The sequence below is a fragment of the Phyllobacterium sp. 22552 genome (genome assembly GCF_052044585.1).
GTDB lineage: Bacteria > Pseudomonadota > Alphaproteobacteria > Rhizobiales > Rhizobiaceae > Phyllobacterium > Phyllobacterium ifriqiyense.
Window position 1 is genome coordinate 18,455 of the sequence record NZ_JBQENG010000001.1, and the last position, 14,310, is coordinate 32,764.

A 14,310-nucleotide genomic window follows, 5' to 3' on the forward strand; every position below is an offset into this window, starting at 1 on the left:
TTATGCTTCTCATCAAATGCCCCTATTGCGAAGAAGAGCGTCCGGAACTGGAGTTCCGCAATGCAGGCGAAGCGCATCTTGTGCGCAATTCTTCGATCATTGAACAGTCCGACGAGGATTTCGCGTCTTATCTCTATTTCAGGCAGAACCCCAAAGGTTTGCAATTTGAACGCTGGCGCCACATTCATGGCTGCGGACGATTCTTCAATGCTGTTCGCGATTCAGTGTCGGACAAATTCCTGACCGTTTACAAGGCTGGTGAGCCAAAGCCTGAATTGGACGCACTTCTGTCCGCAAATGCTTCACAAGAAGTGGCATCGGTAAAAAAACGTGCGCCCCGCACAAAGAAAGCGGAGCTTTGATTTATGGCTCAATCCACTCATTCCGGCAGCAATCGCATTGCAGGCATTGGCCGCCTCGTTCCTGCAAAAACAGTGCGATTTACCTTTGACGGTCAAAATTTGACAGGACTGGAAGGTGACACACTCGCCTCGGCTCTGCTTGCTAACGGCATCCATCTGGTTGGTCGTTCGTTCAAATATCACCGGCCACGTGGCATTCTTTCCGCAGGCAGCGAAGAGCCGAATGCTCTTGTTGATATCGAGCGGGACAAGTCACGCAAACAACCAAACGTTCGTGCGACAGTCCAAGAAATCTACGATGGCCTGAAGGCAAAATCGCAAAACCGCTGGCCGTCGCTGACATTCGACATTGGCGCGATCAATGATGTTTTTTCGCCAATGCTGCCAGCTGGTTTTTACTACAAAACTTTCATGTGGCCGAAATTCGCGTGGAAAACGATATATGAACCGAAAATCCGCGCAGCCGCTGGACTCGGTGTCGTACCGGGCGAGCCCGATACGGATCGTTACTCCAATCGCTTTGCGCATTGTGACGTACTGGTAATTGGCGCTGGAGCCGCAGGCCTTGCGGCAGCTTTAAGTGCGGCGTCCACTGGCTTGCAAGTTATTCTTTGCGACGAGCAGCCCGAGGTTGGTGGCGCATTACGCTATGAAAATGACGTTCAGATTGATGGCATCAGTGGTTACGAATGGGCTGTTGCAGCCTATGCCAAACTGCGCGAAATGAAAAATGTTCGGGTCCTTACCCGCACGACGGCGTTCGGTTACTATGCGCAAAACTTTGTTGGGCTGGTTGAACGACTTAGCGACCATTTAAGCCGCCCTGCTGCTGAAATGCCCCGTGAGCGTCTCTGGCAGGTTCGAGCAAGCAAGGTGGTTCTGGCAACAGGTGCCATTGAACGACATATGGTTTTTGCCAATAATGACCGCCCGGGCATTATGCTCGCATCTGCCGCCCGCCTGTTTCTCAACCAGTATGGCGTTGCAGTTGGCCGAAAGGTGGGAGTCTATACCGCCAACGACTCGGCCTACGCAGCAGCGATCGACTTAAAGCGTGCCGGCATTGACGTGCCGGTCATTGTGGATACACGCAATAACCCATCATCCGCCATTATTGATGAGGCGCGCTCACTCGGCATAGAGGTGCTGACCGGCCATGCTGTCTACAGCGCTGGCGGCAAGCGTCGCATTTCCTCCATATCCATCAAGCCAAACGAGGGTGGAATCGAGCGAAAGATCACAGTTGACGCGTTGATCATGTCGGCGGGCTGGACGCCTTCGGTTCACCTCTTTTCGCAGTCGCGTGGCAAGGTGGCTTGGGACGCCGACAATGAGCGCTTCCTGCCGGGAACTTACGCGCAAAATTGCGTGTCCGTCGGTGCATGCAACGGTACCGACAATTTGCAGTCTGCCCTCGATGAGGCCATTGCGGCTGGCGGCGGGCAAGCTGGTACAATAGTTGCAACTGGTGGCACCAATTGGATCGCCGGGATGATCGGATCTGCTCCGGGAGCAGGGGCCGATACGACCGTTAAAGCTTTTGTGGATTTCCAGAATGACGTGACCGCCAAAGACGTCAGGCTGGCGGTTCGCGAAGGCATGCACTCCATAGAGCATATCAAGCGTTTTACTACCAATGGTATGGCGACGGACCAAGGCAAGACATCCAATCTGCATGGTCTGGCTATTGCTGCGGAAGCTTTGGACAAGCCGATTCCATCGGTGGGTCTCACAACGTTCCGGGCGCCATTCACGCCTGTCACTTTTGGCGCGATCGTCAATCATGCCCGCCATGATTTGTTTGATCCGACGCGCCGCACACCCATGCATGCCTGGCACGAGGCTCAAGGCGCTCCGTTTGAGGATGTCGGACAGTGGAAACGTGCATGGTATTATCCTCAAGCTGGCGAGGACATGCACGCGGCAGTCAATCGGGAATGTGTTGCTGTACGCAATCAAGCGGGCATTTTTGATGCTTCAACATTGGGCAAGATCGAAGTTGTTGGGCCTGACTCGGCCAAATTTCTCGAACTCCTATATACAAATCCTTGGGAAAAGCTCGGAGTGGGCCGCTGCCGTTATGGCATCATGCTGCGGGAAGATGGTTTTATCTACGATGACGGTGTTGTCGGTCGTCTCGCAGAAGACCGGTTCCATGTGACAACGACAACGGGTGGTGCTCCACGCGTGATGCACCATATGGAGGATTACCTTCAGACTGAATTCCCACATCTGAACGTATGGTTGACCTCGACAACAGAGCAATGGGCTGTAATCGCCGTGCAAGGTCCGAAGGCCCGTGAAATCATTTCGCCGCTCGTGGAAGGAATTGATCTCTCGAACGAAGCCATGCCGCATATGAGTGTGCGGGAGGGTAAAATTTGTGGTGTTCCCACCCGCTTGTTCCGCATGTCGTTTACTGGTGAAGCTGGTTACGAAATCAACGTACCAGCGGACTACGGCAAAGCCGTTTGGGAAGCGGTCTATGAACAGGGTAAGCCGTTTGGCCTTACGCCTTACGGTACTGAAACAATGCACGTCCTGCGTGCGGAAAAGGGTTACATCATTGTCGGCCAGGATACTGACGGAACTGTTACCCCGCAGGATGCCGGTCTGACTTGGGCCATCGGCAAGAATAAAACGGACTATGTTGGTATTCGTGGTCTTCTGCGCCGTGATCTTGTTTCTGATGGGCGCAAACAGCTTGTCGGATTGAAGACAGTCGATCCGAAGATTGTGTTGGAGGAGGGTGCGCAAATCGTGGCCAATCCTAACCAGCCTGTTCCGATGACAATGATCGGCCATGTTACATCTTCCTACTGGTCAGAAAATTGCGGTCGTTCCATTGCACTGGCGCTGGTGATCGACGGAACAAAGCGATTAGGCGAGAGACTTTACGTGCCAATGCCAAATGGTGTGATCGAGGTTGAAGTAACCGGAATGGTCTTCTTCGATGAAAAAGGAGAACGGCTCAATGGTTGAGGTTATCGGCGCAACACGACTGCATCCGTTGCAGGCCGGTCATTCCAGCGCTTTATCCGTTTCGGTAACGCTGGCTGAAAATGCCACTCGCTTATCGCTTCGTGCCCGGGAAGATGCAATTCCTGCGATTTCGAAGGCTCTTGGCCTGTCATTGCCAACGAAGCCCAAGACGTCCACATCCGAGGGCACGAGATCAGCACTATGGTTGGGTCCTGATGAATGGCTCATCATTGATACCGCAGATAGCAGTGTCGTCGCAGATATTGCCAAAGCTAAAGTTCTACATTCTGCGGTAGATATTTCGCATCGCAATATAGGAATTTTGGTTTCCGGCAAGGGGGCCGATGCTGTGGTCAACGGTGGGTGTCCGCAAGATCTTTCACTGGCAGTATTTCCGGTAGGAGCTGCTTCGAGGACAGTCCTCGGCAAGATCGAGATTGTCCTTTGGCGCTTGGCTGAAAATGAGTTCCGCGTGGAATGCTGGCGGTCATTCTCAAACTATGCCTATGCGTTTCTTCAGGAATCTGCTCGAGACGTTGCCGTGTAACTAAGAGATAGGTTCCTTTCGGGCCGACAGTAAAATTCGGTTTTCAGATGGATAATGGTAGAGCCTGTGCACTAAGCAAGGTGCCGGCAATCTGAGCGCATACAAAACAAGGACTGCGCTCGCGACATTTGCAATGATGTGCAATTTTCCGGATATGATGTAAACAGGCGCTGACTGCGTCGACAAACACAATTACGCCGTCGTTTTTTATGATGGGATGCGGATGACCACCGATTCGGTGGTCATCTTGCATAGAGAAGCATATGGCGGTCAAGAAACGTCTGGTTATCAATTTCACTGGTTATGAAGGTTTGCATCCTGATGCAGTTCGTGGGCGTTATCTGAATAGTTCAGGTGACTTCAATAGGTTGTGGAACACAAAAACGATTGCCGGACCAATGGTGGGCGAGGGGTCTGGTGTTGCTGCCATGCCCATTGAGACTACGGGAGCGAATTGGAGCACCGAAACCGAATTCTGCCAGTATGGCACTGCCGATATTTTCGATATCTATTCTGCACGAGGCGTCATCACCCGTTTTGCGACAGGCCTGATGGCCTTTCTTGATATTCTTTTATCGGGCACCTTCTATCGATACCTGCGCACCAGCTGGCGATTTTGCCTCTTCTTCATGTGGCCCTTTGCTCTTGCCTGCATAATAACGATGGTACTGCTTGGCGTCGGTTTGTCGCCCATCTGGGCAGACTTCAATCCTTGGCATTTGTTATGGAGTGTTCCCCTCGCGCTTGTAGCTTGCCGTATCCTTATTCGCTGGCCGGGAGATAAAATATTCTTTTCCTATCTGCTTGATGATTGGGCTGCGGCGTCTGATCGAATTCATGGTCGCAACAGTGAGTTGCTCCTGCGTCGTCGCGGTTTCGCCGATCACCTGATCAGGAAGCTGGAGGCAAGTGACGCGGATGAGGTCATTATAATTTCCCATAGCCTGGGAACTGTGCCAGCCGTAGAAGCAATCGCTGATGTCTGGCGCGCGCAACCGGAACTATTGAAAAACAGACCGGTATCGCTGGTTGCAGCGGGGTCGTGCCTCCTGATGATCGCATTGCACCCCCGAGCAATAAGCTTGAAGGAAGATATCCGGGTTGTCATGCAGGAAACGCCAGTGCTTTGGGTGGAATTCCAGGCCATTTCCGACATTATACATTTTTATAAGTCAGATCCGGCAGGGGCGCTGGGGATTGAACCGAAGGTAGCGCCCATCATCCGTCGAATAAGATTCAAGAATGTTCACAAGCCAGCGCGGTATGCGCGGGCAAAGAAGAATTTCTTCAAGATGCACCTGTTGTTTCTCAAAGGAGCACAGATACGCAACACCTACGACATGGGCATGTTTGTGCAGGGGCCCTTTATGTTTGCCGAATTGATGACCAAGTATGACGGAGAAGCGGCGCCACTTGATGAAAAGGGTCGGATAGGCTGAAAACCTCAATCCATTTCTGGTGGATGCTCGAGCACTGCAATTGTCAGCCAATTTGCCACTAATGCAGGCTTGATAAGGTTTTCGACGTCCAAAGTGACTTCGTAGTTGTTGAGGACACGGCCTGAGGGGCGGATATCTGCATCCACAAGCTTGAAGCGTGCACGCACACGCCTGCCAGTATTGACTGGAGACATGAAGCGCACTTTGTCAAAACCGTAATTGATACCCATTGTGGCACCTTCAATCATCGGCAGTGCTTCATAGGCCAGGGTGGAAAGCAATGAAATCGTCAGGAAGCCATGGGCGATGGTGCCGCCAAACGGAGTTTCTTTTGCAGCACGCTCCGGGTCGACGTGAATGAATTGATGATCGTCGGTAGCGTCGGCAAACAGATTGATCATTTCCTGCGTGACGGTACGCCATTCGGAGCAACCGATTTCAGTCCCGACCGCTGCTTTCAATTGTTTGAGCGTTATCGCTTCTTTCATAATATCGACTTTCCAAACATATGCAGAATGTGGTTTGTTTCGATAGTCGGTTCCGCCCCGATTGTCATCCCTGAACTGTCCATTGAGCAATATCGTCGCGTTCACCGATCAGTGCCAGTCCGTGCGCAATAGAGAGGAGTTCACCCCCGCTCTCGATCCGGCCCTCGTCAAAGCGTTTGGTGAAAATGCTTCGAACAGCAGGGACAAAGGATGTTCCACCCGTCAAGAACACTTTATCGATTGAGGCCGGAGACGTGTTTGTTTTTGTCATGACTTCATCCAGCGCGCCTTCAATCCTATCCAGATCTTCTGTTATCCAGCTTTCAAAATCTGAACGTTTGATCGTCTTTTTGCCGCCGGACCCGAGAGGGGCAAAATTGAACTCGGCTTCTTCCGCCGATGATAGTGCCATCTTCGTTGCGGACACTGCCTGATAGAGCGGGTATCCTTCGTCATGTTCGACGAGATCAACAAAAGTCTCAAGTTTTTCCGGATCAAAACTACTGCGGACAAGCTTCTTTAACTCGACGAATTCACGTGAGGTTTTGAAGATAGAAAGCTGGTTCCAGCGTCCAAAATTTGCATACCAAGACGAAGGAACTTCCAGCCTTTTGTCAAAACTCTTGAAATATGTTCCCTTGCCAATCTGTGGCGCAACGATCTGGTCTATCATGCGATAGTCGAAATGGTCGCCCGCAACGCCGACGCCAGAATGACCGACAGGTGTTGCCTTCAATTTGCCTGCGAAGCTTTCAAACCGAATGATCGAATAGTCAGTCGTGCCGCCGCCGAAGTCAGCTACCAAGACTGTCGCATCTGATTTTAAATGTTGAGCGAAATAAAAGGCAGCAGCGACGGGCTCATAAACGAAGTGCATTTCAGGAAAACCAAAACGCGTGAGCGCCTCGCTATAGCGCTGCATTGCCAGTTCCGGTTTGGGATTGGCTCCCGCGAAATGGACGGGGCGACCGGTTACGATCCGGCTGACCTCGGACGGCCAATTATCGTCCGCATATACCCGCAACCGCTTTATGAAAACCTCCATGAGGTCTTCAAAAGTTTGCCGTTTCGCAAAGATCAATGTGCCTTGAAAGAGGGCACTTGCCGCAAATGTCTTTATGGATTGGAGAAAACGGCATTCGCCAGGATGATCAATGAATTGCCGTATCGCCGCGTGCCCGGCCTCAACCTTCAAAGAGGCAGCACCCGCCAGGGGATCCTTCATGAAAGACAGTGCCGTCCGCATGCTATCGGCTTCGCCAGCCCGACTAGTGAATGTCATTGACCGTGTGGTGGCTCCATCTGCCAATGCCATGACGGAATTGGTTGTGCCAAAGTCAAAACCCAGCGCCTGAGCCATGGCCGCGCTCCTTGTGCTGTTATATTTTGCTATTTTTTGCGCGCTCAATGCGCTTTCGATTTGGGAGGCGCGTCATCGCACACCATTGCGCGCTATGCAAGGGACAGCTTGTGATCGCTCTTTATGAAATCAACGAAAGCGCGTAACGGCGCAGGCATATGATTGCGGCTGGGATAATAGAGCCGAGGGCCGGTAAAACTGAGCCACCAGGATTGCATTACAGGCACAAGTTCACCGCTTTGGAATGCAGGCATAATCGTTTCTTCGAAAGTGTATATCAAGCCAAGGCCAGCAATCGCCGCTCCGAGCTCAACTTCGATAGAAGATGCGAGCAAAGGACCCTTGGGAGTAACTTTCACAGTTTTCCCATTCTTTTCAAACTCCCATGCAAAGGAGACGCCGCTCGCAAAGCGATGGCGAATGCAGGCATGGTTGATGAGATCGCGCGGGTGCTCTGGCGTGCCGTGAGTGTCAAGGTAATCAGGTGCTGCGGCCAGAACAAACCGCTGCGTGCGCGGCCCGATTGGAATTGCGATCATGTCGCGTTCAATACTCTCATCATAGCGAATACCGGCATCAAAGCCCGCGGCGAGGATATCAATGAATGTATCGCTTGCGAGGATGTCGAGACTGATCCCTGGATGACTAAGAAGGAACCTGTTGACGATAGGTGGCAGGATACTACGGGCGACGATAATCGGCACATTTAACTTGAGTGTTCCAGTGGGGCTGTCGCGGAAGCTGTTTAAGGCATCCAGCGCGCCAGCGATCTCGCCCATTGCGGGCTTTAAACGCTCCAGCAATTGCGTACAGGCGTCCGTTGGTGTGACGCTTCGTGTGGTCCTGTTCAAAAGGCGGACATTAAGCCGCTCTTCAAGGCGGCGTATTGCATCGCTGAGTGATGATGCGGAAACGCCGCGAACTTTTGCTGCAGCCCGAAAGCTGCGGGTTTCCGTGATCGCGACCAACGCGCTCAAATCAGAAAGGTCTGGTTCATTCATTGTACGCTTTTCCGAACAACCCGTGCATGATAAAGCGGATTATCGCACAAATTGAAATCTTTTATAGTTGCATTCGAGAGCTCATAAACAGGAAAATACGGAGTTTTAGAATGCAATATCATCAACTTGGTGCAACTGGCCCGAAGGTTTCTGAAATTGGACTCGGTTGCATGGGCATGTCAGGCATGTACGGACCCTCCGATCGTGCCGAGAGCATTGCTACAGTTCATGCCGCTTTGGATGCCGGTGTCAACTTGCTGGATACGGGCGATTTTTACGGTATGGGCCACAATGAAATGCTGATAGCTGAGGCATTGAAGGGCAGAAAGCGTGAAGATGCACTGATAAGCGTTAAATTCGGAGCGCTTCGCGATCCGAGTGCCGGATGGATCGGATTTGATGGAAGACCCGCGGCGGTCAAGTCTTCGCTCGCCTATACGCTTCAACGGCTGAATGTTGATTATATCGATGTTTACCGGCCAGCCCGGCTTGATCCTGATGTGCCAATTGAAGACACAATCGGTGCAATCGCCGATATGGTAAAGGCAGGTTACGTCAAACATATTGGCCTGTCCGAGGTTGGTTCGGCAACGATACGGCGTGCGGCTGCCGTTCACCCGATTGTTGATCTCCAGATTGAGTACTCATTGATCTCACGCGGCATTGAGGACGGCATTTTGCAAACTTGCCGCGAGCTTGGCATCAGCATCACTGCCTATGGCGTGCTTTCACGCGGACTGATCAGTGGGCATTGGCAGAAGGATGCAGCGGCACCTACCGATTTCCGTGCGTATAGTCCCCGGTTCCAGGGCGAAAATGTCGACAAGAATTTGGCGCTTGTCGAGGCGCTCAAAGCGATTGCTGACAAGAAGGGCGCTTCTGTCGCACAGATCGCCATCGCATGGGTTGCTGCGCAGGGTAAGGATATCATTCCGATTGTGGGCGCTAGGCGTCGTGACAGGTTGACTGAATCCTTGGGTTCCCTTGACGTTGCACTCACCGGTGAGGACTTGGAAGCGATCGAAAAAGCTGTGCCAAAAGGCTCGGCAGCGGGCGCCCGTTATACCGCTGCACAGATGGCGCATCTCGATAGTGAAGTCAGCGCACATGGTTAGATAGATAGGGCCGGTCTGTCAGCCCTATCTAAATAGACACAGATTAGCCTGCGGTTTTGTTCGCGGGCTTTTCTTTATGCCCGCCGAACTCGCTGCGCATGGCGGAGAGAATCTTGTTGGCAAAGTCAGCATTGCCGCGCGATGAGAACCGTTCCTGCAAAGCAGCGCTGAGGACGGGCGTTGGCACAGCTTCATCAATGGCAGCGATGACGGTCCAGCGTCCTTCACCGGAATCGGAAACATGGCCTTCATAGCTCTCCAGGCCGGGATCACCATAAAGGGCATCGGCAGTCAAATCGAGCAACCATGAACTGATAACACTGCCACGACGCCACACTTCGGCGATCTCTGGCAAATCAAGCTTGTATTGATAGTGTTCTGGATTTTGCAATGGCGTGGTTTCCGCGTCAACTACATGCTCACGCATGCCGATGTCCGCATTTCGCAGAATATTCAGACCTTCGGCGTAAGCGGCCATCAACCCATACTCGATGCCATTATGGACCATTTTGACGAAGTGTCCGGCACCGTGCGGTCCACAATGCAGAAACCCCTGATCGGCTGTACTGGCAAGGTCTTTGGGGCGGCTTTCAGTGATCGGCAAGTCACCTTTGCCAGGTGCGAGAGCGGCAAAAATGGGAGAGAGATGCTCAACGGTGGGTTTTTCGCCGCCGATCATGAGACAATAGCCGCGCTCCAGGCCGAATACGCCGCCGCTGGTTCCCACATCAACATAGTGAAGACCTTTTGACCGCAAGGCTCCGCTGCGCCTGATGTCATCATGATAATAGGAATTGCCACCGTCGATCAGGATATCGTCCTTATCCAGCAATGGTACGAGTTGATCCAGAACTTTGTCGACAACAGCAGCGGGAAGCATAAGCCAAACAACCCGTGGTTTGGACAGTTTGGAAACGAAATCCTGCAGAGACGCACTTGCCGTAGCCCCCAGCGCTTCCAATGCAGCCATGCTTTCAGCGCGCGCGTCATAAACAACGCATTCGTGTCCGTGCTGCATCAGCCGTTGGGTCATATTGTTACCCATACGGCCCAATCCAATCATACCGAGTTGCATTTCTAAATCTCCGGGGGAAGGTTGAAAAATATCCTTGAAGGGATGGCATTACGGGCCAGGTCGCTATGTTACCGGACGGCAGGCAATCTGCTTCCTGATTTATCAACGGCGGCGCGAAGCGTGTCAATGTCAGTCACTCGCGGATAGAGCTCCCGGCCCACGATGAAGGCGGGTGTGCCGGCTAGCCCTAGTGATTTTGCCTGCGCAGCGTTATGATCCAACCGCCCTTGTATGGTATCGAAATTTTGTTCCAAGGCATCCCTGACCCGGTCAGTGTGGATGCCAGCTGCTCGTAAGGTTTCATCTACCCGTTTCAACGTGAGCCTGCCCGGCACCTTCATGAGAGCGCCGAATGCTTGTTCGTGTTGGCCGCTATACCCAGCGGCCAAAGCCATTCTTGAAGCGTAAACTGAAGTATCTCCGAATATGGGCCAATCTCTCATAATCAATCGTATCGATTTATTGTCTTTCAGCAGTTCTTCCAGTTGAGGATGAAGCTTTTTGCAATTGGGGCATTGATATTCGAAGAATTCGACGATTGTCACGCTACCTTTCGTGTTGCCAAATACAGCCCACATAGGATGATCTTCCCGTAGCTGTTCTTTCGCCTCAGTTATCTTAGGTAAAAATACGCTGCTTAAAGCCACAGTCAGAAGATCACGGCGATTCAAAAATGGATTGGTCATCAGTTCCCCGGCCAGCATTATCTGCTCGCCATCATGGCGAAAGGAACGGCATATTTGGGGCGCCGGATTGAGAAAAACGAGTAAAAGCCCGTGGCTTGGATTCGTCCGCTTTTATCAGATCGGCATCGCAACAATATCGATGTGATCGCTGTCCGCTGTGTACACATCGTTCATTATCGCCGGAACATCCTGTCCCCGGTCAAGTAATGTGCCCTCTGCAGTGATAATGGAAATTTGATAGCCAAGGTCTATAAGGAATTTCAAATAGGTCTCGGGCGTGACGCTGGATATCCAGCCGATTAGATTTGGGCTGAATTCGCTGACAATAATGGGGCGAAATTTTCTCAATGTATTTATCATGCCGGTAAAGGCGCGGTATTCTGCACCCTCAATGTCGATCTTGACGAAATCAACCCGATTCCAGTCATGCAAGACATCATCGAGCCGTACGCAAGGGATTAAGCGTTTGATTTCGAGTGACTGTCCCGATTGAAGCGTAGCGCTGACGCCGTTGGAACCGGATCCATTCAGGGCGAGTACATCGGTTTTATCACCGACCGCGCTCAAAAGAACATTAACGTGGCTGAAGGAATTCGCGTCGCGACTTGCCACAAGCAAACGACCGTTTTCGACATTCGGCTCTACCGCCAGAACGCGTCCCTGGCTTCCGACCAGTTTCGCACAGAGCATGGTGAAGTAACCAATATTCGCCCCGATATCTATGACGTGCATTCCCGGCTTGACGTATTGTTCGAATACCCTCGTCACATTTGGTTCATAGGCACCACCGATGACATTGATCCCGACATCCGGATCATTTCGATCCGCATAAATCCATGCGTCATTGAGAAAGACCTTTTCGATCTGCCGATCAGATGCTGGGTCAAGTAAGCGGCGGCTCTGAAACTCAAGTGAGTTGAGATACATGCGAACAATGCTTTCAAGCGGCTGACCTACATAAGTGTAGTGAGATTTTTCAACTTCGTTCATTGTTCGACCCAAAATCAAACGGAACGCATAATCTATGTCAGCGGTAGTCGTGATCATCATTGTTCTGGCACCCGATTATAAAGCGCTTATATCTCTTGAGAGGAGTGCGCGGGGGCAATATTCAACGCTGTGATAATCAAACGCAAGGGCGTTTGTATATTTCAGAACTCAAGGTAAACGCGGAAATTCTTTCATTCCTACTGATAGATAAAAGTAGTTCGAGGGACATGCGAGGGAGTGTAGCTGACCAAACGCTGACTATTCAGAGTCTTCCTTGCTGATGCTACAAGGAAAGGCGCAGTGCAGGGCAAACACGCGCATTACGGCATTCGCCTTAAGTATCAATAATAGAGAGGAAGGTCAGATGGTGGGCGTGACAGGGATTGAACCTGTGACCCCTACGATGTCAACGTAGTGCTCTCCCGCTGAGCTACACGCCCATCTGCCGGGCGCATACACCATATTGAATTGTGTCCGTCAATAGCTGTTAAAGGAACTTATCGGGCTTTCTTGCAGGAATATCGGATTAGCTCGGCGCAATTAGGCTGCGACGAGCATTTTTTCGATTTCATTGACGAGATCGCGCAAGTGAAATGGCTTGGATAGAACCTTGGCATCTTTTGGTGCCTGCGAATCGGCATTTAGAGCCACGGCAGCAAAACCAGTGATAAACATGATCTTCAGGTCCGGATCGATTTCAGATGCCCGGCGGGCCAATTCGATCCCGTCCATTTCCGGCATGACAATATCCGTCAGCAACAAGGAAAATGGCTCTTCACGGAGACGATCATAGGCGCTGGCTCCATTGTCGAAATGCGTGACGTGATAGCCAGCTTTCTCCAGCGCCTTCACCAGGAAGCGCCGCATATCATTGTCGTCTTCTGCAAGAAGTATTCTTTTCATCGGTCCGTCCGAATTATCTAGCGCCGATCATCCCCAGACCAGCGTTCTGTAAAATCTACAAAGCGCTTTTTTGGTAAAGATCACGTGAATGATTTGCTAGAAATAAGGCTGAACGCGCGAAATGTCGAGGTGGTCCGGCGCGGATAGATCATCTTAAGAAAGATCAGCGAATGTTGCTTGCACGATCAATTCCATTACAGGCAAACTTGATCTAGAGTATTCAGGCATTGCCCGCAGGTTCAGCAATAACATTTGAAGTGAATGATGACCGTCAACCGCGATTTCCCCGATAGCTCTCCATTTGAATTGCGGCAGCCATCCGATCAGCGCATTCCATTTGTTTTTAACTCACCCCATAGCGGCCGTTTCTATCCACCGACATTCATCCTGCAATCACAGCTTGATGCGCATACCATCCGCCGCTCGGAAGATTGCTTTGTGGATCAACTCTTCGCATCAGCCGTAATGCTGGGGGCACCGTTAATGCTGGCGCATTTCCCGCGTGCTTATCTTGACGTCAATCGCGAGCCCTATGAACTCGACCCTAAAATGTTTTTGGAGCCACTGCCTTCGTTTGCGAATGGACATTCTGCCAGGGTGGCAGGCGGCCTCGGCACGATTCCGCGGCTTGTTGGGGAAGGGCAGGAAATCTACGCGCAAAAATTTCATATTTCGGAAGCGCTCGGACGTATCGATAGTATCTACAAGCCCTATCATTTAATGCTCGGAAATGTGCTTGCGACGACATGTGCCCGTTTTGGCTATGGCGTACTGGTCGATTGCCATTCAATGCCTGCCAGTATCCGCTTTCCAGAAAGCGGAATGCGCCCGGATTTCATCATAGGCGACCGATTTGGCACGAGTTGCGCGCCCGAATTAGCCAGCGCCGCCATACAATTGTTGCGCGAAATGGGTTATGTGGTTGCACACAACAAGCCTTATGCCGGCGGCTACATCACTGAACATTATGGCCGTCCCCTGAAGCATATGCATGCATTGCAGATCGAGGTTAATCGCGGCCTTTATCTGAATGAGAATACCTACGAAAAAAAACCCGGATTTGAGCAGCTTCAACGGGATATCGGACTGTTCCTTGCGGACCTGGTTTCCCTGCCGGATTTTTATTTTCTCGATACGCCCTTGGCGGCAGAATAGGGATCCACACCATATCTCAATAAAAAAGACCGCGCGTGAGCGCGGCCTAAGTCTAGGGAGGAAACGCCCAAGGAGGGCATAGACAGGTCACCCCGTCCATTTTCTAGTTTATGCTGCGTCGCACAAATGTCAAGGTATTTGAGTGATTTTTTAGCATTCTTATATCATGCCTAAAAAACGCGCATAAATTGCGCGGTTTGATCACAA

13 protein-coding genes and 1 tRNA gene are annotated in these 14,310 nt (G+C 51.5%); 6 read left to right on the forward strand and 8 right to left on the reverse strand.

Annotation, left to right across the window (positions count from 1 at the left end; genetic code table 11):
• The first annotated feature begins 2 nt into the window (after positions 1-2).
• The 4 genes from ACTJI9_RS00115 to ACTJI9_RS00130 all read left to right on the forward strand — a co-directional run bounded on the left by ACTJI9_RS00115 (position 3) and on the right by ACTJI9_RS00130 (position 5,330).
• Positions 3-362 (forward strand): sarcosine oxidase subunit delta, encoded by a 360-nt coding sequence (locus tag ACTJI9_RS00115; protein ID WP_115052233.1) that lies wholly within the window; start codon positions 3-5, stop codon positions 360-362.
• Positions 363-365: 3 nt separating this feature from the next.
• Entirely contained in the window at positions 366-3,344 is a 2,979-nt protein-coding gene (locus tag ACTJI9_RS00120) for a sarcosine oxidase subunit alpha (RefSeq protein ID WP_307279969.1), read from the forward strand.
• A complete protein-coding gene (locus ACTJI9_RS00125) occupies positions 3,337-3,891 on the forward strand; it encodes a sarcosine oxidase subunit gamma (RefSeq protein ID WP_307279966.1) in 555 nt (184 codons plus the stop codon). Before ACTJI9_RS00120 ends, ACTJI9_RS00125 begins: the two co-directional genes overlap by 8 nt.
• 263 nt (positions 3,892-4,154) lie before the next feature.
• The gene (locus ACTJI9_RS00130) at positions 4,155-5,330 is read left to right on the forward strand and encodes an alpha/beta hydrolase (protein ID WP_440805244.1); all 1,176 of its coding nucleotides are present in this window, start codon (positions 4,155-4,157) and stop codon (positions 5,328-5,330) included.
• A gap of 5 nt (positions 5,331-5,335) precedes the next feature.
• Here the strand turns inward: ACTJI9_RS00130 and ACTJI9_RS00135 are convergent, their stop codons facing one another.
• From ACTJI9_RS00135 to ACTJI9_RS00145, 3 genes are all read right to left on the reverse strand, one after another.
• Positions 5,336-5,818, reverse strand: a complete 483-nt coding sequence (locus ACTJI9_RS00135; protein ID WP_115052237.1) for a MaoC family dehydratase — start codon at positions 5,816-5,818, stop codon at positions 5,336-5,338.
• Between the two features lie 64 nt (positions 5,819-5,882).
• Positions 5,883-7,178 (reverse strand): Hsp70 family protein, encoded by a 1,296-nt coding sequence (locus ACTJI9_RS00140; protein ID WP_440805246.1) that lies wholly within the window; start codon positions 7,176-7,178, stop codon positions 5,883-5,885.
• Positions 7,179-7,270: 92 nt separating this feature from the next.
• Entirely contained in the window at positions 7,271-8,179 is a 909-nt protein-coding gene (locus tag ACTJI9_RS00145) for a LysR family transcriptional regulator (RefSeq protein ID WP_440805249.1), read from the reverse strand.
• A 110-nt stretch (positions 8,180-8,289) separates the two neighbouring features.
• Here ACTJI9_RS00145 and ACTJI9_RS00150 point away from each other — a divergent pair, with 110 nt between their 5' ends.
• Positions 8,290-9,294: an aldo/keto reductase gene (locus tag ACTJI9_RS00150; RefSeq protein WP_440805251.1), complete on the forward strand. Its 1,005-nt coding sequence runs from the start codon at positions 8,290-8,292 to the stop codon at positions 9,292-9,294.
• A gap of 43 nt (positions 9,295-9,337) precedes the next feature.
• Here the strand turns inward: ACTJI9_RS00150 and gnd are convergent, their stop codons facing one another.
• From gnd to cpdR, 5 genes are all read right to left on the reverse strand, one after another.
• The gene (gene gnd, locus ACTJI9_RS00155; RefSeq protein ID WP_440805254.1) at positions 9,338-10,369 is read right to left on the reverse strand and encodes a phosphogluconate dehydrogenase (NAD(+)-dependent, decarboxylating); all 1,032 of its coding nucleotides are present in this window, start codon (positions 10,367-10,369) and stop codon (positions 9,338-9,340) included.
• A gap of 68 nt (positions 10,370-10,437) precedes the next feature.
• Positions 10,438-11,055, reverse strand: a complete 618-nt coding sequence (locus ACTJI9_RS00160) for a DsbA family protein (RefSeq protein WP_440805257.1) — start codon at positions 11,053-11,055, stop codon at positions 10,438-10,440.
• Between the two features lie 114 nt (positions 11,056-11,169).
• Positions 11,170-12,045 (reverse strand): FkbM family methyltransferase, encoded by an 876-nt coding sequence (locus ACTJI9_RS00165; RefSeq protein WP_440805260.1) that lies wholly within the window; start codon positions 12,043-12,045, stop codon positions 11,170-11,172.
• 365 nt (positions 12,046-12,410) lie between these two features.
• Positions 12,411-12,485 (reverse strand) — tRNA-Val (locus ACTJI9_RS00170).
• Positions 12,486-12,585: 100 nt separating this feature from the next.
• On the reverse strand, positions 12,586-12,948 hold the full coding sequence (gene cpdR, locus ACTJI9_RS00175; protein WP_115052244.1) for a cell cycle two-component system response regulator CpdR: 363 nt from the start codon (positions 12,946-12,948) through the stop codon (positions 12,586-12,588).
• A gap of 264 nt (positions 12,949-13,212) precedes the next feature.
• Here cpdR and ACTJI9_RS00180 point away from each other — a divergent pair, with 264 nt between their 5' ends.
• Positions 13,213-14,103: an N-formylglutamate amidohydrolase gene (locus tag ACTJI9_RS00180; RefSeq protein ID WP_115052245.1), complete on the forward strand. Its 891-nt coding sequence runs from the start codon at positions 13,213-13,215 to the stop codon at positions 14,101-14,103.
• Positions 14,104-14,310: the final 207 nt, after the last annotated feature.